This is a genomic window from Marinobacterium sp. xm-a-152 (genome assembly GCF_013282965.1).
Taxonomy (GTDB): domain Bacteria; phylum Pseudomonadota; class Gammaproteobacteria; order Pseudomonadales; family Balneatricaceae; genus Marinobacterium_E.
The window spans coordinates 49,296-69,915 of the sequence record NZ_WBYI01000006.1 but is presented as its reverse complement, the minus strand read 5'-3'; the positions used below and the strand labels follow the sequence as shown (position 1 = coordinate 69,915).

Sequence of the window (20,620 nt, the reverse complement as noted above, 5' to 3'; positions counted from 1 at the left end):
TTGAATCGCGACCTCTGCGAGATCGCTCCTACAAGAGTGTAGGAGCTTTATCGCAGATGAAGCGAAGGTGGGCGCTATTACTTGATAGCATCCCAAGCTTTTTGGATGTCGGTAGTGACTTCTTCAGCCGATTTGCCTGAAGTGAAGTCAACCATACCTGTCCAGAATGCACCGGCACCGATAGCACCTGGCATTAGGTCAGACGCATCGAAGCGGAAGGTTGTTGCATTCAAGAAGATCTCACCTTGCTTACGTAGCGTGTCGCTTGAGTAAGCTTCAAGCTTCGCGCCTTTGTGTGGTGTTAGGAAGCCTTGGCCAGCCATCCACAACTCGTGTGCGATTGGTGAAGTCAGGTAGTCCATGAAGACTTGTGATTCTGGTGAGTCCTTCATCATCGTGATCAACGTACCACCGCCAAGAACAGGGTTACCTAGATCTTTGCTTTCGTACGATGGGAAGTAGAAGAAGTCAGAATCTGTACCGATAGTCTCTTTGTACTGATCTGGGAAGAATGCAGGGATGAACGACGCCTGACGGTGCATGTAACACTTAGGTGGTGTATCGAACAAACCTTTTGGTGAGTCACCGAAGAAGATCGAAGCAACAGCAGAAGATGAACCATCCACGTAGTCGTCGTTCAGCACGAACTGACCGAAGGTGTTCATGACTTCAATCACTTTAGGATCGTTGAATGGCATCTCGTTTGAAACCCACTGATCGTAGACAGAAGGTGGCTGAGTGCGAAGCATTAGATCTTCCATCCAGTCCGTACCAACCCAACCGGTTGCACCGCCAGACTCCATGCCGATACACCAAGGTGTGCCGCCATCTTTTACAATCTGATCAGATAGAGCAATAAGCTCTTCCATCGATTGTGGGATTTCGTAACCCATCTCTTCAAAGTTCTCTGGTACGTACCAAACGAGTGACTTCAAGTTAACGTTGTATGGAAGACCAAACATCGCCTCTTTGCCGTCAGCGCCTTTGTAAGTACCTAGATCAACCCAGCTTTGGCCTGCTGCGTAGTTAGTTGCTACCGCTTGCTCAACACTGTCAGATAGAGCGACTAGGTTACCCTGTGATGCTAGCTCAGACACGGTACCAGGTTGTGGCCATGCTGCTAGGTTGGGTGGGTTGCCCGCTTTCATATCAACTAGAACAAGCTGTTCGAAGTCGTTAGAGCCGTTGTATTCAACAGTCGCGCCGGTCGCTTCTTCGAAGTAGGCAATCACTGTGCGAAGGTTAGCTTCGTCACCATCGATCCATGGGCCGTCAAAGCGAATTGTTTTGCCATTTAGATCCATCTTTTGGAATTTTGACAGTGAATCCCAAGAGAAACGGTTGTCTGCTTTATCGAACTTTAGACCTTCAGCTGCCGCTGTGCCTGAAAGAGTAGCAAGTGCGATTGCTACCGAAAGAGTCTTACGTAGAGTCATCAGGGTAAACCTCTGTTTTGATTTTATTGTGTGAGCGGCTTGCACTATGCCGGGTGCTCAACCCGTGAAAATCATGCCGAATGCACGAAACTCAAATTCTTATTCAACCGGAAGCACACGCTGATCGTTCTGATCAAACAGGTGACAACGTTCAACCGGAATGCCGAGCTTTAATGTTTGGCCGCTCTTTGCAGTGACATCGCCATCAGCGACAACAACAACGGGTGATTCCAAACCTTCCAAATCCATATATATCATGCACTGGTCACCAAGATGCTCGACATGGCTGACGGTGCTCTCAATAAAGAGATCGCCGCTACCATCTACTGTTAGGTGTTCTGGGCGAATGCCAAGTGCGGCTTTATCGCAGGCAAAAGCATCAGTTTGGCGCTCTAGCGTCAGAGAGTGACCATCAAGAGAGATCGTGATCTTATTTTTCTCGACTGCATCGACACTCACTTCTAGGAAGTTCATCTTCGGTGAGCCAATGAAACCAGCGACAAAACGGTTAGCAGGGCGGTGGTACAGTTCCAGTGGCGCACCCACCTGCTCAATGCGGCCTGCGCTTAGAACGACGATTTTGTCTGCAAGCGTCATCGCTTCGATCTGATCGTGAGTCACGTAGATCATAGTGTTCTTTAGCGTACCGTGAAGACGAGCAATTTCGATACGCATCTGAACACGTAGTGCCGCATCTAAATTAGAAAGAGGCTCGTCGAAAAGGAAGACTTTAGGCTCACGAACTATGGCGCGACCTATAGCAACACGTTGGCGCTGGCCACCTGATAGAGCTTTAGGCTTACGATCCAGTAGATGATCCAGTTGCAGAGTCTTAGCCACTTCAGTTACGCGGCTGCGGATCTCATCCTTAGGCATGCCAGAGAGTTCAAGACCAAACGCCATGTTGTGGTAGACGGACATGTGCGGATAGAGCGCATATGACTGAAAGACCATGCCGATGCCACGCTCTTTAGGTGTGTGATCGTTGACGCGCTCACCAGCGATATTCAGGTCGCCTGAAGAGATCTCTTCAAGTCCTGCAATACAACGAAGTAGGGTTGATTTACCACAGCCTGAAGGCCCAACGAATACCACAAACTCACCGTCGGTGATGTCGAGATTAACATCATGAAGAATGTGGACCGGCGTTTTGCTTTTTTCGCCGTAAATTTTGTTTAGGTTGCTCAGATTGACCGATGCCACCAAAAACCTCCAGTTGCTTATTATTAATACTGCTTCCTGCAGTTATAAGATTATGCAAAACAGACGCTTTACTTAATCGATTTAGTAGCTACGTAATTTAGTCAGGGAACGATTAAGAAGCAAGTCAAAAATACCTCTTAACGGCTTCTTAAATTTTTTGCAGTGCGTTAAGAATGGGGTGTCTGGAAGACGCTGATAAGGCAGATGACAGGCTGAAGCCAGTCACTGTCACTTCGTAAGGTAGATAAACAGGTGACGGGTTGAAGCCAGTCACTGCTAGTTCATAAGAGGGGATATACCGGTGACAGGCATTCAGCCTGTCATCCGCAGTGAGTTTGTAAGATTTACTTAATATTCGGTCCGACGCGAACGATCTTCATGGTGTTGGTACCACCCTGAGCGTTGACGTAGTCGCCCTTAGTAATCAAGACGATATCACCCTCTTTTACTACCTTACGACGCTGTAGCTCTTCGACAGCACGTTGGTTGATCTCTTCGTTGGGAACCGCTTCTGAATCAAACGGAACGGTTTTAACGCCACGGTAGAGTGCCACGCGGGTCTGTGTCTTTGGATTCTTCGAGAAGGCGAAGATCGGTAGGCCAGAGCGAATGCGCGACATCAGAAGGGGTGTAGCCCCTGATTCAGTCATAGAAATAATCGCAGTGACACCCTCTAAGTGGTTAGCCGTATACATAGCCGCCAAGGCGATCGATTCATCGATTTTGTGGAACCGCTCGTTCATACGGTGCTTAGAGACTTGAGATTGACGGTTCTTCTCGGCGCCTATAATGACGCGAGACATCGCCTCAACGGTCTCAATTGGGAACTCACCAGCAGCCGTTTCAGCTGAGAGCATGACGGCATCGGTTCCATCTAGAACAGCGTTGGCTACGTCAAAAACCTCTGCACGAGTCGGCATGGGGCTGGAGATCATTGACTCCATCATCTGCGTTGCTGTGATTACGGTGCGATCCAGTGTGCGTGCACGATCGATGATCAATTTCTGAATGCCGATCAGTTCTGCATCGCCGATCTCTACGCCTAAGTCGCCACGAGCAACCATAACGCTGTCGGATGCCAGAATGATCTCATCGATATTTTCGACACAGCTAACCGTCTCTGCACGTTCGATCTTAGCAACAATCCCTGCGTCACCACCGGCCGCATTCATCAGTTCGCGTGCTTCTGTGATGTCAGCACCCGAGCGAGGGAAGGAGACCGCTAGGTAGTCCACATTGATCTCTGCCGCGGTAATGATGTCCGCTTTATCTTTTTCAGTCAGAGCAGCAGCTGAAAGGCCACCGCCCTGTAGGTTGATGCCCTTATTGTTTGAAAGTGGGCCGCCAACGGTCACTTCACACTCCAAGCGGTTTGGCTTCTTCTCAACAACGCGCATCTGTACACGACCGTCATCAAGCAGTAGCACATCACCTGGTTTACAATCTTCTACCAGTTGCTCGTAGTCGATACCCACAGCCTCTTGTGTGCCGGCTGTTTTGTCCATGCTCGAGTCCAGAGCAAAACGATCACCCACTTTGAGATGGATCTTAGTGTCTGTGAATCGCGCAATACGAATTTTAGGGCCTTGTAAGTCCCCTAAGATCGCAACGAATCGACCCGCTTTTGCGGCAGCTTCACGAACCATGGCTGCGCGCTTCTTGTGATCATCCGCCTCGCCGTGCGAGAAGTTTAGTCGGACAACGTTCACACCCGCTTGAACGAGGCGTTCAAGTACCTCTGGTGAATCGGTTGCTGGGCCAAGGGTAGCGACAATTTTGGTTCTGCGTTGCATCTTAAATCCTTAAGCGGTTTGCTTTCGGTGGGTAAGCAGGGCTAACTAGTGTTAGCCCTCAGTTGTAGAGAGTTGTAGAAAGTTATACCACGATTAGATGGCGTTTGTGTGAAATGGTTGTTCAGTTTTATTGAGCAACGACTTTAGCAAAACGAAGCATGTTACAGGTGTAGCCATACTCGTTGTCATACCAAGCGACCACTTTCACAAAGGTGTCATCCAATTGGATGCCAGCCTTGCAGTCGAAGATCGATGACTTGTTACAACCACGGAAATCCGTTGCAACAACGGCATCATCAGTAAAGCCTAGCGTTTCACCCAGAGCGCCTGTCTCTGAAGCTTCACGCATTGCACAGCAGATATCTTCGTAGCTCGCTTCACTATTTAGCTCAACGGTTAGGTCAACGACCGATACGTCTGTAGTTGGTACACGGAAAGCCATACCGGTAAGTTTGCCGTTGAGTTCAGGAAGTACTACTCCCACCGCTTTAGCGGCACCAGTAGAGGAGGGGATGATGTTCTCTAGAATACCACGACCGCCGCGCCAATCTTTTGCCGATGGGCCGTCAACGGTTTTTTGAGTCGCTGTAGCGGCGTGAACGGTTGTCATTAGACCGCGTTTCACACCCCATTTGTCGTTTAGGACTTTAGCCACGGGTGCAAGACAGTTGGTTGTACAAGAGGCTGCAGAGACGATCGCTTGGCCTGCGTAGGTTTCATGGTTTACGCCATAAACGAACATCGGAGTGCCGTCTTTTGATGGAGCCGACATGACGACTTTCTTAGCGCCTGCTTCAATATGTTTTTGACAACCCTCTTCGGTTAGGAAGAAGCCAGTACACTCAAGGACGAGATCGACATCGATATCACCCCAAGCAAGATCAGCAGGATCGCGCTCAGCGGTTAGGCGGATGGTTTTGCCGTTCACAATTAGGTTGCCGTTGTCGGTTTGGATATCGCCTTTAAATTGACCGTGCACTGAGTCGTATTTCAGCATGTAAGCCAGGTATTCAGACCCAAGCAGGTCGTTAATACCAACCACCTCAATATCACCATTGAACTCTTGGTAGATTGCACGGAACGCCATGCGGCCGATACGGCCAAAACCGTTAATGCCAACGCGAATTGTCATTTCAAAACCCTCGTAACTAATTTTATTATCAGTTTATGTTGTAAATTTACGTACAGTTTTGCCGACTTTCGTCTAAAGTTCAATCGTATGGGTTATAAAATCCCTATTCTTTTTTGCAATAATGACCCTATTTATAGCGTATATAGCCAATTTTCATAGGGTTTACGCTATTTAAGGCTACTCTCATAAAAGTTATTAACTTACGTAATTTCTTTTAATTCGTAAGTTTTTTACTAACCTTTGGTGTGTTAAAGTAACTTAATTAGATTTCGATGAAATTTGTTGAGGTAGCTAATGCCATCTAACATCATGCAGCAGATCAGTGCAGAGCTTGAGTCGCTGAATCGTTCCGAGCGTAAAGTCGCTGAAGTCATTCTTGCAGACCCGCAGGCGGCGACAAGATCCTCTATTGCCGTATTAGCTCGCGCTGCTCAGGTGAGTGAGCCGACGGTTAATCGTTTTTGTAAACGTTTCAATACAGCCGGTTTCCCAGATTTTAAACTGCATCTAGCTCAGGCGTTAGCACACGGTGTTCCCTATGTTAGTCGCAGTGTCGAACCTGATGACGACTCAGAGAGCTACACCAACAAGATCATCGACGCGACCATCGCTGCGTTGGTCACTGCTAAGAAGACCGTTGATCCACAGATGATCAATCTAGCGGTGGATCAGTTGATTCAGGCTAAGCAGATCATGTTTTTTGGCTTGGGTGCCTCTTGGCCTGTTGCGCAAGATGCTCAGCACAAGTTCTTCCGCTTTAACATCCCAGTCGTCGCTTACGACGACGTACTGATGCAGCGTATGACTGCGGCTGCTTCTTCTACAGGCGATGTTATTGTCATTATCAGTTACACCGGTCGTACTCGTGAGTTAGTTGATATTGCTGAGCTAGCCCGTGCGAGTGGTGCCACCGTGGTTGGCATTACCGCACCGAATTCACCACTGGCACAGCACTGTTCTATTGTTGTTGAGGTTGATGCACCAGAAGATACCGATGTCTACATGCCAATGACCTCTCGTATTATGCACCTGACCGTAATCGATATACTGGCGACGGGTGTCACGTTACGTCGCGGACCGGACTTCCTTAAGCACCTCAAAAACATCAAAGACTCATTAAAAGAGACACGTTACCCAGCAAAATAGGTATGAGTGTGAACAACTTCTCTCTGATTGCCGATATCGGTGGCACCAACGCGCGTTTTGCAATGGTTGAAACGGGTTCTATTAATCCGACTAATATTCGTAATTTAGCAGTCGATGACTTTGCTTCGATTGATCTGGCGATTAAACAGTACCTTAGTGATCTTGGAAGTGATGTTCCCGATCGTTGCTGTATTGCCATTGCTTGTCCTACCCACAACGATAGGATTTCGATGACCAACAACGGTTGGGTATTTTCAAAGCGAGATCTGCAGAACCATTTTGGTATTGAACAGCTATCTGTCATTAATGATTACGCTGCGATGGCTTATGCCGCGGCTAATCTGACGGGTAATCAACTGATTCAGGTGGGTCGTGGAGAGCCTCTGGACGATTTTCCGATTGCTGTGTTGGGTGCAGGCACGGGTTTAGGTGTGTCAGGTTTGGTTCGCTCGGGTGGTGCATCCATTCCTCTGGTGACTGAGGGCGGGCATGTCGATTTTGCACCGACCACAGAACAGGAGGTAGCGATTCTGCGTTGGTTGTTAAAACGTTATGAACGTGTCTCAGCAGAACGTCTTGTATCGGGTATGGGGATTCAAAACATCTACCAAGCCCTAGCGGAACTGCGCGGCTCTCCGGTTGAGCGAATCTCACCAGCCGAGATCAGTCGCTTAGCATTTGAAGAGCGAGATCAGTTCGCGTTAGAGACGCTGGAGCAGTTCTGCAAAATCTATGGCAGTGTTGCAGGTAACTTGGCTCTCTCTTATGGAGCGCAGGGTGGTGTATTCGTCACCGGTGGTATCGTTCCTAAGATGCTCGACTTCTTTATCGAGAGCGGATTTAGACAGCGTTTTGAAGCCAAAGGGCGTTTCGATCAGTACATGTCGACCATTCCGACCTATGTTATGACGGCTGAAGAGCCGGGTTTGATTGGGGCTGCAGCGGCGTTGGTATAGGGCTCTGGAAGTCTGCTGGTAGTGCCGATGACAGGCTGAAGGCCAGTCACGGCGGCTCCGTAGCGTAATTTGTACACTGGTGACTGGCATTCAGCCTGTCACCCGCTCTCTACGTCAAACTGATGTCTTTTTCGAAACGCCATGGGTGTTTCACCAAGCTCTCGTTTAACGAATCGCGTGAAATACCCCGGATCACTGAACCCTAACTCATCCGATATCAGTGCTATTGATCGCTGAGTGAAGGCTAACCGTCGTTTGATCTCAATGGCTAAACGCTGATTGATTGTCTGTAGAGCACTTTTTCCAAAGTGTTTTTTACACAGACGGTTGAGGGTACTTGTTGAAACTCCGCACTGCGATGCGTAATCATCAATATCCCATCGGTTCTCTAAACTGCTTTCGATCAGTTGAGAAAACTGTTTCAACGCATCGGGTAGCTTCTCACTCAATGTTAACGCGGTATCCACTCTTTTGATCATTGCGAACAGTGTGTGGATCAGTTGCAGTGAAACGCTCTGTTGATCGGTAGGTTGTTGCTGCTCTTCTATTAAAAGTTCTGCGATGGTCAGTATCTGTTTCGTCGCTTCCTCTTTATCCCCCAGAAGAAGAATAGAGGCGCTGCTGGTCACAATATCGATGTCTTGCTGAATAATCGGCAGAGCGATGCTTAAAATGACTCCTCTTATACCGTTGTGAAAGTGAAAACCGTGCCTATTATCTGGCGGCAGCGTAACGATAACGGGTTCGTTAATTGAAACTTGATCATCCTCCAGTTGAATCTCAGCTTCACCTTGTTCAATGATTAAGACCTGAAATAGATCGCTATGCTTATGCGGTTTGATAATGCCGCGGTAGGGTCTGCTACTCTCTTGAACTGTCTCAATATGAACAAACCCTGCTTGAGCGTCACTCTGGCTGTCACCGTAGAGTGCATAGTTGGGTGTCATAGATGACTTTGTAGATCTCTGCATGACGAAAAAAGTAAATCCATAGATAGTATTTGCCTATAATCTCTATTATTTGATCGAAAAGTGCAATTAATTGGCGTTTTTTTGAGTTGGGAGTTCTTAAGCCAATTGCGATACTGAGTTCATAAAATTAAAAGGAGTTCGTCATGCATATTCAAAACGCCTGGTACGTCGCAGCTATGTCGTCTGAAGTGACCGATAAACCACTCGGTCGCACCATCTGTAACCACAACTTGGTTATGTACCGTGGTAAAGGTGATGCCATCGCATGTATTGAAGACTTTTGTCCTCACCGCGGCGCGGCCATGTCGTTGGGGTATGTAGAAGAGGGTGAGTTGGTCTGTGGCTATCATGGCCTGCGTATGGGTCCAGATGGTCAGACGATCTCGATGCCAAAACAGCGTACCGATCGATTCCCTTGCACGCGCTCGTTCCCAGTGATGGAGAAGTACGGGTTCATCTGGGTGTGGCCCGGCGATAGAGCACTAGCGGATGAGTCTAAATTGCCTAAGTTCCATTGGGCTGAGAATGCTGGTTGGGCTTATGGTGGAGGCCTGTTCCACATCAAGTGTGACTACCGTTTGATGATTGATAACCTGATGGACCTGACTCACGAAACCTACGTTCACTCGACCAGTATTGGTCAAAAAGAGATCGATGAAGCGCCGGTGAAAACGCGTATGGAGGGTGATCAGGTCATTACTGAGCGCTTTATGCCAGAGGTTAAAGCCCCTCCGTTTTGGCAAATGGCGATGGAGTTTCAGGGGTTAGACCCTAATGCGACCGTCGACCGCTGGCAGATCTGCCGATTTAATGCACCGAGTCACATCATGATTGACGTGGGTGTGGCGCTTGCGGGTAACGGCGGTATTGATGCGCCGCTTGAGAAGCGTGCTAGCAGTGTGGTGGTCGATTTTATTACCCCTGAGACGGATTCAACAATGCACTACTTCTGGGGTATGGCGCGAAACTTCCAGCCTGAGGATACCGCGCTAACCGATAAGATTCGTGAAGGGCAGGGTGGTATCTTTACTGAAGATCTTGAAGTACTGGAAGCGCAGCAGAAGAACTTGGATCGCTACCCAGATCGTGACCTGCTTAAATTGGATATTGATGCCGGCGGTGTTCAGGCGCGGCGTATGATTGAGCGTGCGATTAAGTTAGAACGGGAGGCGGGTAATGCTTAAGCTGCGGGTTGCGAGTAAAGCCCTTCTCACCGATCAGATTGTGAGCCTGACGTTGGAATCTGCATCAGGCGAGCCATTGCCAAAAGTCAGTGCAGGAGCGCATATCAATTTGCACCTGGGTACCGGTTTGAGTCGTCAGTACTCTATCTGTAATCCCGGTACCTCAACTACATATTATGAACTAGCTGTGTTGATTGAAGCTGAATCACGCGGAGGTTCTAAAGCCGTCGCAGCGCTAGAAGTCGGCGATATCATTGAGGCGGATGAGTCGCAAAATCACTTTGGCTTGAAAACAGCGTCCAATCACCGTCTTTTTGCAGCAGGCATTGGTATAACACCGATGCTTGCGATGGCGCGTGAACTGAATGCACGTGGCAGTCAATTTGATCTTCTCTACCGAGCAAAGTCACCTGAGAGAGCAGCCTATTACTCTCAACTGCAGCAGTGTGATTTTTCAGCGGCTTGCCGTTTCTCTTTCTCTAGTGATGGCGGACTTGACCTGGCAGTTGAGTTGGCAAATCCTCAGGCCGATGAGCAGCTCTATGTGTGTGGCCCTCAGCGTTTTATTGATGCGTTATTGGATGCTGCTAAAGAGACTGGCTGGCGCACGGATCAGATCAATCGAGAGTATTTCAATGCGGCCGTTCCCGAAGTGGAAGAGGGGGATCAACCATTTACTGTGAAGTTGAAATCGACCGGTGATGAGTATCTGGTACCGGTTGATCAAACCATTGCTGAAGTTCTAGAGGATGCAGGCGTCTTTGTTCCTCTCTCTTGTGAATCGGGTGTTTGTGGTACCTGTCTGGTTGATGTTGTTTCCGGTGAGCCGGATCACCGAGATCTGTATCAAAGCGAAGAGGAGCAGGCCTCAAATCGACAAATGACGGTCTGCTGTTCACGCAGTAAAACGCCTGTGATCGAGATTGATTTGTAGAACGAATGCAGCGCGTTTGGCGACGAGGCCCTCCCCGAAATCTGGGTCACAACCCTGGGTTTAATGAGATTCGCAATTTCTTCGATTTTCGTTCGGTGCGCATTGGTGGGTGGGTCACCGCTAAAGAGCAGGCGATGCGGGCTGAAGAGTTCTTTATTGCCCTGTTAGATCTTCAGGAGATACTCGGTCTTCCTAATTTTGCGCTGTCACTTCGTGGCGAACTATCACTCCATTATGGCACCGGTGGACGTCCCGGTGTCTGTGCGCACTATCAACCCTCAGCTCGAACCCTTGCCCTGGCTAAAAAAGCCGGAATTGGCAGTTTGGCTCATGAGTGGGCGCACGCTTTAGACCACTATCTGGCTAAAACCTCTTTCGAAGAGGATGTTGGCGCACGTTTCGCAACGACAGCATGGTTGGCTGACTTTACCCACAAAGTGCATCCACTTAATGATGCCTTAGACCGGCTTTACACGGCGCTCTACCTTTCCAACGATAAACAGAGTCCAAGTGACTATGTCACTCGATCCGTTGTCTTAGATAAGCAAGCAGGATCGCTCTATTGGAGCCTGCCCGAAGAGTTGTTTGCTCGTGCATTTGAGGCTTGGATATCGAGAGCGGAGATAAAGAATAGCTTACTGATAAACCCTAAAGATATCGTTCGGGATACAAAAGGGCTCTATCCGTTGGAGGGGGAGGCGGTTGTTATAGATAAGGCGTTTGAGGATTACTTTGGGTTGTTGGGGTATGCGCTTTCTAGGTAGTTTCTGAAACGCTGTTGGTGCCGATGACAGGCTAAAGCCAGTCACGGGAGCTCCGTTAGGTGACAAGCTAAAGCCAGTCACGTCAGTATTACCAAGGTGACTGGCTTTCAGCCTGTCATCCGCTGTTGAGTGAACGGCAAGCTACTCAATCACATGCCTCCTAAGAATGGCTCGATTATGCATCTGAACCTCTGGCCGTTCACGCCAACTCCAAAACAGCTCTCTGGCTTCAGCAGCTGAATGTTTTAGATCGACAATTGGATCTGGATAGCTCTGCTCACTCTCCAGCATCTGTTTCTCAAGTCCACCCATCGCCCAAGGGGAGTGTCTGAGCTCTTTGGGTAGTTCCGCTAGTTCAGGTACCCATTTCGCGATGAAGTGACCCTCTGGATCATGCTCCTCGGCCTGTAGGGTGGGGTTGTAGATTCTTAACGTATTAATACCCGTTGTACCTGCTTGCATCTGTAACTGTGGGAAGTGAATGCCCGGTTCAAAATCGAGAAACTGTCGAGCTAAGTGAGGTGAGCCGAGGCGCCAATCAATCTTTAGGTAGTGGCATAGAAAGCTTACAAGCATCGCTCGCATTCTAAAGTTGATGTAACCGGTACGATTGAGTGCTCGCATGCAGGCATCAACCAGAGGCACGCCTGTCATACCACTCTCCCACGCCTTTAGATCTTCTTCGACTTTTTTATCTGTTCGCCACGGAAATTGGTTGTAGCCGGCATTGATCGGTTGGGTTTCTATCTCGATCTGAGATTCAAATTTTTGAATGAAGTGGCAGTGCCAGTGCAGACGAGATCGAAACGCTCTAAGAGATTTCTCCCACTGACTTCTGACGCAAGAGGGTTTGGATTGTTGGTAAACCTCAGCCAGGCTGATATTTCCCCACGCAAGGTAGGGGGACAGTCGACTGCAGTGCTTGCGAGAGGCGGAGGGTTTCGAGATCGCTTTGGAATAGAGCTGACCACGCTCCTTGAAAAAGCTCTCTATTACAGATGCTGCTGCAGTTGGGCCGCCGTATTGCACCAGGGAGTCAGCCTCTAACCAATCAGGTTGAGGTTTGAAGTAGGTTAGTGGGTTTGAGTTACCAAGCCTAGCAGGGATCAGTTGGCTTAGGTCCGGTTGATGCAGTGGACCTTTGATCCGTGCATCCCAATTATCCAGCCAGTTATCGCGACTGCGAGCGCCTCTAATAACGGCTCCGTAGGGTGACTCATTCCACTGAATGCCCTGCTTCATGCATAACCTCTTTACCCGTTTATCACGGGCAAAGGTTTTGGCCATGCCGATCTCTTCGTGGCTATAGATTGAGTGAACATTCGTGATCGAGAGTATTTTAGAGAGCACCTCGGTTGGCTCACCGTTGAGCATGACTATTTCAGAATTAAATGCCGCAAGCTGATGATTGATATCGTTGATGCTCTGATAGATAAACCGCCAGTGACGTTCACTGTAGTGGCTATCTTCCATGAGCTCAGGTTCGAAAATGTAGATAAGCAGTAGAGGTAAGCCTGATTCAATCGCCTCTTTTAGAGGTCGGTGATCGGTCAGGCGAAGATCGCGTTTGAACCAGACAATATTGATGGGGGTTGGCATGTGTACCTCTGTTGATGCAGAGGTATAGGTTGAGGGGAATGAATCGGATCACTGCCGGCTGATAAAGCCGATGACAGGTTGAAGCCAGTCACTTTATAGTTTGTTCGGTGACTGGCATTAGCCTGTCAGCCGCTCTAAATGGGGGATTTGATCTTTAATATCTTGCCCAACCCCATGTTCACCCAATAAACCGCCCAGAGTGCAAAGACAGTATCGGATAGGAAGTGCCCACCTTGGACAATCCGTGTGATACCAACAATCACGCCAATTCCTAAACCAATGTAGAACCAGCGCTTAGATTGCATTAACCAGCCCAAGCCGATAAAGAAGAATCCCATCGACGCGTGACCGCTGACAAACGAGCAGTTGCTGTCACAGGCGCCTGAATATTCAAAGGCACGAGTAAAGTCTGCTTGCCCGCCAAACTCGGTGATTTGTGACGGGCGAGCACGGCCGATCGAGTTGTTTTTCAACAGGGCGTTAACCAATATGCCCGGGCCTAAAATCAAAGAGAGTGACAAAAAGGTATAGATCCTTTTTTGAAAAGGGTCACTTTTATCAGTGGTCGTCATCCAGAAATAGATCGCAAGAATAATAAGAATCGGCAAGATTGCAAAATGAAGATAAGCAAATAGCCAGTAGATTGAGCCAAAGAAGAGAGATGATTTTGAGAAAAACGTACCATCATAAAAAAGTGAAGAGACCCAAAGATCTAAATTTGGCAGTGTAGTAAATAGGATCACTGATAAGATGGTTAGTAAGAGGTCACTCCTAATTGTCATCTTTAAAACCTCTGACTAGTGTGACATAGACCTGTCGCTCAAGCCCCTTCATGACAGTCACTTTTTTGTAATCTAAATGTACTGCTTGATTGAAATAACGCTCCAGTGATTTTGCATCCATTCGCTCACTTAAAAATAAAAAGCTCGCTTCCGGTTCATTTGAGACAGGGTAGAGGAGTTCGTAGTGACTCTTAATGTGATTGTCTAAATCTAACGCTCTTGCATTTAAATTTTTTGGATCACGGTAGAAACCAAAATAGGCGGCAACTTTGCGAGATTCACTAGCAACAATTAATTCAGGGTACTGAGCTAATGATGGGGCAATCTCTTCAGAGAGTTCATACCAACCCTGGATTCTGGAGTAAGGATTGTTTTTCGGGGTTGGTTCGAACCCTAGACCCTTTTGAATTGATGTGTAGTGATAAAAGCCAATCATTAATAATAGATTGATGCTCACAGCCAAGGTGAGTATTTTGTGGCTGTTTCTGAGTGATAAAAGAATCGCTACCAGTAATACACCGGTTATGTAAGCCGGTGCACCCCAGTTAATATTGGCTCGTGCTGAGAGTGCTTGAAAACTGATAACCAAAAAGATGGGTATGAATATTGCCCATAGAAGCTTTGTACCTTTCACTCTTTTTAGCATGAAAGTTGATGCGAAAAGCGCTAGTGCACTCACGGGGCCAACTACGGCAAGTTGAGTAGCCAAAAATTCGATTAAACGAACAATGCTGAAACTGGATTCAGATTGTTGAGAGATCTCAGCCGTGTGCTGAAAACTGATGAAGTCGTGTTGATAGTTCCACCACAGGTTCGGTAGTAGCAATAGAATAGCAATGCCACAGGCGACCCAAAATCTGGGGTTAGCTAGGAGTTCGCGACCCTCTTTTGAAATCGCAGCGTAGACTAGAAAGCCTGCCGGAAAGAGTATGAAGGTGTATTTAGAGAGCAACCCCAGTCCACCTACGATACCAGCAGCCATCCATACTACCCATTGATTGGACTGCTGTGCCTTCAAAAAGAGCAAAAGAGCTAATGTCCAGAAAAAGAGCAGAGGTGCGTCAGTGGTAATGAACAACGAATTGAAACTAACCAGCGGCATGGTAAGAAACAGTAAGCCGGCATAAAGTCCTGCTCTAGTCGAGTGCAGACGTTGACCAATCGAGAACAGGATAAGCGAAGTGATTGAGTAGAGAAGCGGGGAGGCCAGTTTGATTGCCCACTCGCTGCTACCGAATAGATCCGTGGTGAGTCGAATCAGCCATGCCACCATTGGTGGCTTAGAGTAATAGCCCCAGTCTAGGCTCTGCGACCAGCCATAGTAGTAGGCTTCATCAAAAAAGAGGTGAATCGGTGCTGACTGCGTAATCCATTCACGGTAAGCAAATAGAATCGCAGCCGCAAATAACAGAAATTGAAAACTGCGATCTCTAAACAGCGTTAGCATTACTCGTGATCAGCTCTTTTCCAGCACTCATCATCAGCAATGGGAGCTGATGGACGAACAACAAAACTGGCGCTTCGATTATCTTGGAAAAAGATACGACTCAACATCTCTGCGATAACGCCAGTGGTTACAAACTGCAAAGCCATCAAGATCAAAAAGATGGCGATCATCAACATTGGACGGCTGCCGATGTCTTCGCCTAAGAAAAATTTCACGGCAAATAGCCAGCTCAGCATAGCACCGCCGATGGCACCGGATGCCAGACCAATCGACCCAAAGAAGTGTCCAGGACGTGCTTTGTAACGAAGAAAGAAGAAAACGGAGATGATGTCGATAATCACTCGAAAGGTTCGGCTAATGCCATATTTAGACTCACCGAATTCACGAGCGTGATGTGTTACAGGTGTTTCACCGATCCGTCTTGGTGAGGTGACACCAGCAACCCAGACGGGGATAAAGCGATGCATTTCACCGAACAGACGCACCTGTTTAAGCACGGACGCGCGATACACTTTAAGACTGCAGCCGTAATCGTGAAGTTTTACCCCGGTGATTTTTGCAATCAAACGGTTGGCAATTTTTGACGGCAGTTTGCGTTTGATGGCGGCATCTTGACGATTGACTCGCCAGCCTTGGAGTAGGTCGAGGTCACGTTCAATGAGCTCATCGACCATTCTAGGGATGTCTTTAGGATCGTTTTGTAGATCCCCATCCATCGTCACGATCAGTTCACCACGTGCTGCATCAATACCCGCTTGCATGGCAGCTGTCTGACCAAAGTTACGTTGCAGCTCAATGACTCTAACCTGATTACCAAACTGTTCTGCGGCGGCCTTTAAGCGGTCTACCGTCTGATCGGGTGATCCATCGTCCACACAGACAAGTTCCCAGTTACCTTGGTAATCAGAAAGACCATCATGAACCCGCTCGACAAGCAGTTGTGCGACATCTTCCTCTTTATACATAGGAACTACAACGGAGAGGGTGGGTCTGTTTGACATGGTGATCTCGTGTCTGGATTTGAGTGGTGAATCATACCTTATGGCTGACTCTTAACAAAGTTTGTCGTCTCTTTTTAAAAGCTAGTTTTCCTGCTAGGGCTGGGCAGAAGTAGCGCAATAGGGACAGATAGCAGTGACGCGCCCAAAAGGTAGATGTGCACATTAATGGCCGCTTTTACTGCCTCTATGGTTTCAAATCCCATCGGGTATAAAGCAGCTAACATTGCAGCCTCATAAGTGCCAGAACCTGCTAGTCCATGAATCGGCAAAACGCCTGAAATGTCGGCCAATATGACAGCCAGTGCACCATTGAAAAAGTCGATATTAAGGAAGCTCATTAGGATTAGAATAAGTGCTACCAACTTCACAATCCATATCAGTAAAGTCATAAGGTAGGTTTTGCCTAACAGCCTGTAGTCTTTTGGCCATAGGTGTTCAACTTTATTGAGTAAGTTCCTAATTTTTTCTGGAAATAGACGGATTAGTGACTCTCCTCCAACTCTCATTAACAGTGGTAACAAGATAAGGGCTGTACAAGCTATGCCTCCCAGCAGGGGTGTTACTGAGAAGAGGGTAAACGAAGCAAGAAGTAGTAAAACATGAAGGTCCATCAAGCGAATCACCAGCAACCCCGCCGATGTGGTCAGCATGGATTCTGAAAATTCACGTTTCATCAGCAGTGGGAAGGCGGCTTCGCCGAGTCGCATCGGTAAAAAGTTATTCAGCGCGTTATGTAAAAAGCTGATCTTTATGTAGCTAACGCGGGAGTGTGATTCAGAGGCAAAGTAGTTAAAGACACGCTCAGCTCTTAGGAGGTATGAGATAAAGGTGAGCAGGGTTAAAAAGAGTAGATTGGTTATAGAGAGAGTCTGCCAATCTTCGAGAATGGATCTCCACCCGATTGTTAACTCAACTCCAATCGCTAGGGCTAAAAATAGAGTGGTCGCGATAAACCAACGAAGCGTTTTACTCATAAAACCATACACACTTAAAGTTAGCCTTCAGTGTGCCATTAAACCACTCTAATGTCTGTCTTTAGTCGGACAAAGCCGCTTTGGCGCATTTGCTCATGCGCGTATCGGACTCGTTGTGAAGAGTGCACCAGGCTTGGTATTGGCTGAGGAATACTTGGCCAGTCAGTTCGTTTAGGAAATGACTCTTCTTAAGCTGATCCATCACCGGGCCTTTTACCTCTGACAGGTGGAAGCAGACTCCAAAGTCTTTAAGACGCTGATTAATCGCTTCAAGAGACTCTAGGGCTGATGCATCGATCAGGTTGACGGCTGGGCACATCAGAACAAAGTGCTGGACCCCTTTCTGTTGGGCAATCAGATCGTAGACACGATCTTCTAAATAACGTGCGTTAACGAAGTAGAGGCTCATATCGATACGCAGTGTGATGATCTTCTCATCGTACTCCACTTCAAAACGATCGACGTTACGGAAGTGCTCTGTACCGGGAATTCGGCCGACAATCGCATCGTGTGGCTTACTCGTGCGCTGCAGAAACAGTGCGATCGATAAGGTCACACCGGCGATGATGCCTGCTTCTACACCGACTAACAGCGTCAGCAGTATGGTTGCCAGCATTGCCATGAAGTCAGGCTTCGAGTAGCTCCAAGTGCGTTTTAGGGCGCCGAGGTCGACCAATGACAGAACGGCAACAATAATGGTTGCGGCCAGTGTCGCTTTGGGTAAGAAGAATAGAAGCGGTGTTAGGAAGAGGGTAGCGACTGCAATACCCACTGCTGTGAATGCGCCCGCTGCCGGTGTCTCTGCGCCGGCATCAAAGTTGACAACGGAGCGAGAGAATCCACCTGTCACTGGGAAGCCGCCAGATACCGCTGAACCTACGTTGGATGCGCCTAGGCCAATCAACTCTTGGCTGGGATCAATTCTTTGACGACGCTTTGCTGCCAGTGTTTGTGCAACAGAGACTGACTCAACAAAACCGACAATACTGATCAGCATGGCTGAAATGAGCAGTTGTTGCCAAAGTTCTGCATCAAAATGTGGCAGTGCAAACTCGGGTAGTCCTGTTGGAACGATACCAACGACTTTGACCCCCTCAAGCTCTAGGCGGTAGTAGTAGGTCGCAAAGGCTGTGGCGGCTACAGCCAAAACAGGTCCCGCTTTGGCAATGACATCAGCCAGTTTTGAGTTCATCCCGGTTTTAAGCAGAAGTGGCTTTAAGCTCTTACGGGTCCAGAACAAGAAGGCTGTCGCAGAGACGCCGATAATCAGAGTCGGGATGTTGGTGTCTTCTAGGTGAATGATGATTGAAGAGAGAATGTCATATAGGTTGTGGCCAGACGCGTTGATGCCAAGAATGTGTTTTAGCTGACTGGCGGCGATGATCAGTCCAGAGGCGGTAATAAAGCCGGATATCACCGGGTGGCTGAGCAGATTGGCCATCGCGCCCAATTTGAAAAAGCCCATCAGTATTAGCAGGGTGCCCGAAATGAGCGCCAAAGCACCGGCAGCAGCAATATAATCGGTGGTGTTGGCAAGTCCGAGGCTACCTAAAGCGGTTGCGGTCATCAGTGAAACAACAGCAACAGGGCCAACGGCTAGAGTACGACTGGTTCCGAAAATAGCGTAAGCGATCAGCGGCAATATACTTGCATATAGACCCACCTCTGGCGGTAATCCAGCAAGCAGAGCATAGGCCAGTGATTGAGGAATCAACATGATCGTTACAATCACTGCCGCGATAAGATCGTTGGTCAGCGTCAGCTTATTGTACGATTTTGCCCAGTCTAAAATCGGAAAATAGTTCTTCAAAGTATTAATCCTGAAAAGCAGAAAACGCTGCTTTATTACTGACGTGCCTCGATTCGCGCTCTAATTCCGTTAAGGTCATACCCAGCATTAGCGGCCTTATCGATAATCGCTTGGGCTTCCTGTCTTGACCCTTCTGCCATTCCCCATAGCATGGTGCAGCGAGTGCCGGTGCGACAAAAAGCGAAGATTGGGGTTTGCGCAGAAGCTAAGAATTGATCAAATGCCTCAACATCTTGGTCGCTGATGTTGCCAGAGATAACGGGCTGAGAGACGTAGGTTAACCCTAGCTTCTGACACTCCGCTTCAATCAGTGCTAAATCAGGTTGATCCTCACTCTCGCCGTTTGGTCGGTTGCAAATGACGGTTTTAAAGCCTGCATCAGCAATGGACTTAATATCTTCAATCGCTACTTGAGGTGACACGCTGATTGAATCGGTGAGTTTTCTTACATCCATGAAATGTTTCCTTAATCAGAAAAGGTCTACCGGAATTTTTAGGTAGCGCTGCCCGTTATCTTCAGCCGGTGGCAGGTGACCAGCACGCATATTGACTTGAACCGACGGCAGAATCAGGCGAGGCATATCAAGTGTTGCATCACGTGATTCACGCATTTGAATAAAGTCAGCCTGATCATGCTCTACGCTGACGTGAATATTGTGCTGGCGCTCTTCACCGATGGTGGTTTCAAATTGGTACTCATCACGACCAGGTGCCTTGTAGTCATGACACATAAAGACACGGGTCTCATCCGGTAGGGTGAATAGCTTCTGAATTGATTGATAGAGTGTTGTTGCATCGCCCCCAGGAAAATCGCAACGCGCGGTTCCGTAGTCAGGCATGAATAAGGTGTCACCCACAAACAGAGCGTCACCGATTAAATAGCTCATACAAGCAGGGGTGTGTCCGGGTGTGTGGATCGCTTTTGCAGCGATTGAGCCGATATTAAATGACTCATCATCTTTGAATAGATGATCAAACTGGCTGCCATCACGTTCGAATTCTGTACCGGCATTAAACGCTTTGCCGAAAACATCTTGTACTACAGTGATGTGATCACCAATGGCTAAGGTGCCGCCCAGTTGATCCTTTAAATAGGGTGCTGCAGATAGGTGATCGGCATGAACGTGAGTTTCAAGAATCCATTTGGTCTGCAGTCCCTCTTCTTTTATGTAGGTGATGATTTGATCGGCTGATACTCGATCAGTTTTACCTGACGCGTAATCGAAATCGAGAACGGAATCGATAATTGCACACTCTTTCGTTTCAGAGTCTGAAACAACGTGGCTGAAGGTAAAGGTGGGTTCATCAAAGAAGGTTTTAACGATAGGCTGCATTGGATGCTCCATCTAGCTTTTAAGGTGCAATTAACGGTCTGTCTAGACTTTAGTTATATGCTTATAGCTTAAGGTAAGTATCCTACTCTTAATTTGCGAATTGTCAATTACGACGGGGGATGTAAAGGGGATTTATTCGAAGGTGTAGAGTCTA

At 47.9% G+C, this 20,620-nt stretch carries 18 protein-coding genes; 5 read left to right on the top strand and 13 right to left on the bottom strand.

Annotated elements, in window-relative coordinates:
- Positions 1 to 77 precede the first annotated feature (77 nt).
- The 4 genes from XMA152_RS07115 to gap form a co-directional block, all read right to left on the bottom strand.
- Positions 78 to 1,436, bottom strand: coding sequence for an ABC transporter substrate-binding protein (locus tag XMA152_RS07115; protein ID WP_173483172.1), 1,359 nt, complete (start codon positions 1,434 to 1,436; stop codon positions 78 to 80).
- A gap of 99 nt (positions 1,437 to 1,535) precedes the next feature.
- A complete protein-coding gene (locus XMA152_RS07110; protein WP_173483171.1) occupies positions 1,536 to 2,639 on the bottom strand; it encodes a sn-glycerol-3-phosphate ABC transporter ATP-binding protein UgpC in 1,104 nt (367 codons plus the stop codon).
- A 344-nt stretch (positions 2,640 to 2,983) separates the two neighbouring features.
- On the bottom strand, positions 2,984 to 4,432 hold the full coding sequence (gene pyk, locus XMA152_RS07105; protein WP_173481557.1) for a pyruvate kinase: 1,449 nt from the start codon (positions 4,430 to 4,432) through the stop codon (positions 2,984 to 2,986).
- A 127-nt stretch (positions 4,433 to 4,559) separates the two neighbouring features.
- Positions 4,560 to 5,564 (bottom strand): type I glyceraldehyde-3-phosphate dehydrogenase, encoded by a 1,005-nt coding sequence (gene gap / locus XMA152_RS07100; RefSeq protein WP_173481556.1) that lies wholly within the window; start codon positions 5,562 to 5,564, stop codon positions 4,560 to 4,562.
- 294 nt (positions 5,565 to 5,858) lie between these two features.
- Here gap and XMA152_RS07095 point away from each other — a divergent pair, with 294 nt between their 5' ends.
- Together XMA152_RS07095 and glk are read left to right on the top strand one after the other, a co-directional pair.
- Positions 5,859 to 6,710: a MurR/RpiR family transcriptional regulator gene (locus XMA152_RS07095; RefSeq protein ID WP_173481555.1), complete on the top strand. Its 852-nt coding sequence runs from the start codon at positions 5,859 to 5,861 to the stop codon at positions 6,708 to 6,710.
- A 2-nt stretch (positions 6,711 to 6,712) separates the two neighbouring features.
- Positions 6,713 to 7,666, top strand: a complete 954-nt coding sequence (gene glk / locus XMA152_RS07090; protein WP_173481554.1) for a glucokinase — start codon at positions 6,713 to 6,715, stop codon at positions 7,664 to 7,666.
- 98 nt (positions 7,667 to 7,764) lie between these two features.
- Here the strand turns inward: glk and XMA152_RS07085 are convergent, their stop codons facing one another.
- Positions 7,765 to 8,637, bottom strand: a complete 873-nt coding sequence (locus tag XMA152_RS07085; RefSeq protein ID WP_173481553.1) for a helix-turn-helix domain-containing protein — start codon at positions 8,635 to 8,637, stop codon at positions 7,765 to 7,767.
- Positions 8,638 to 8,780: 143 nt separating this feature from the next.
- Between XMA152_RS07085 and XMA152_RS07080 the strand changes: the two genes are divergently transcribed.
- Genes XMA152_RS07080 through XMA152_RS07070 form a run of 3 tightly spaced genes read left to right on the top strand, consistent with a single transcriptional unit; the run spans position 8,781 to position 11,519 of the window.
- Positions 8,781 to 9,821 (top strand): aromatic ring-hydroxylating dioxygenase subunit alpha, encoded by a 1,041-nt coding sequence (locus XMA152_RS07080; protein WP_173483170.1) that lies wholly within the window; start codon positions 8,781 to 8,783, stop codon positions 9,819 to 9,821.
- Positions 9,814 to 10,755, top strand: coding sequence for a PDR/VanB family oxidoreductase (locus XMA152_RS07075; protein WP_173483169.1), 942 nt, complete (start codon positions 9,814 to 9,816; stop codon positions 10,753 to 10,755). Before XMA152_RS07080 ends, XMA152_RS07075 begins: the two co-directional genes overlap by 8 nt.
- 5 nt (positions 10,756 to 10,760) lie before the next feature.
- Entirely contained in the window at positions 10,761 to 11,519 is a 759-nt protein-coding gene (locus XMA152_RS07070; protein WP_173481550.1) for a CLCA_X family protein, read from the top strand.
- Between the two features lie 141 nt (positions 11,520 to 11,660).
- On the opposite strand, the gene XMA152_RS07065 is transcribed toward XMA152_RS07070, so the two are convergent.
- The 8 genes from XMA152_RS07065 to XMA152_RS07030 form a co-directional block, all read right to left on the bottom strand.
- On the bottom strand, positions 11,661 to 13,118 hold the full coding sequence (locus tag XMA152_RS07065; RefSeq protein ID WP_173483168.1) for a deoxyribodipyrimidine photo-lyase: 1,458 nt from the start codon (positions 13,116 to 13,118) through the stop codon (positions 11,661 to 11,663).
- A gap of 134 nt (positions 13,119 to 13,252) precedes the next feature.
- Positions 13,253 to 13,900, bottom strand: a complete 648-nt coding sequence (locus XMA152_RS07060; protein ID WP_173483167.1) for a phosphatase PAP2 family protein — start codon at positions 13,898 to 13,900, stop codon at positions 13,253 to 13,255.
- Positions 13,890 to 15,347 carry a glycosyltransferase family 39 protein gene (locus XMA152_RS07055; RefSeq protein WP_173483166.1) on the bottom strand — a complete coding sequence of 486 codons (1,458 nt, stop codon included), beginning with the start codon at positions 15,345 to 15,347 and terminating at the stop codon, positions 13,890 to 13,892. Before XMA152_RS07055 ends, XMA152_RS07060 begins: the two co-directional genes overlap by 11 nt.
- Positions 15,347 to 16,348, bottom strand: coding sequence for a glycosyltransferase family 2 protein (locus XMA152_RS07050; protein WP_173483165.1), 1,002 nt, complete (start codon positions 16,346 to 16,348; stop codon positions 15,347 to 15,349). The genes XMA152_RS07055 and XMA152_RS07050 overlap by 1 nt, the downstream gene beginning before the upstream one ends.
- 74 nt (positions 16,349 to 16,422) lie before the next feature.
- On the bottom strand, positions 16,423 to 17,322 hold the full coding sequence (locus XMA152_RS07045) for a lysylphosphatidylglycerol synthase domain-containing protein (RefSeq protein WP_173483164.1): 900 nt from the start codon (positions 17,320 to 17,322) through the stop codon (positions 16,423 to 16,425).
- A gap of 61 nt (positions 17,323 to 17,383) precedes the next feature.
- Complete coding sequence (locus XMA152_RS07040; protein ID WP_173483272.1) at positions 17,384 to 19,141, bottom strand: sulfate permease; 1,758 nt, start codon at positions 19,139 to 19,141, stop codon at positions 17,384 to 17,386.
- 26 nt (positions 19,142 to 19,167) lie between these two features.
- Complete coding sequence (locus tag XMA152_RS07035; protein ID WP_173483163.1) at positions 19,168 to 19,587, bottom strand: TIGR01244 family sulfur transferase; 420 nt, start codon at positions 19,585 to 19,587, stop codon at positions 19,168 to 19,170.
- A gap of 15 nt (positions 19,588 to 19,602) precedes the next feature.
- Positions 19,603 to 20,466 carry an MBL fold metallo-hydrolase gene (locus XMA152_RS07030; protein WP_173483162.1) on the bottom strand — a complete coding sequence of 288 codons (864 nt, stop codon included), beginning with the start codon at positions 20,464 to 20,466 and terminating at the stop codon, positions 19,603 to 19,605.
- Positions 20,467 to 20,620 lie beyond the last annotated feature (154 nt).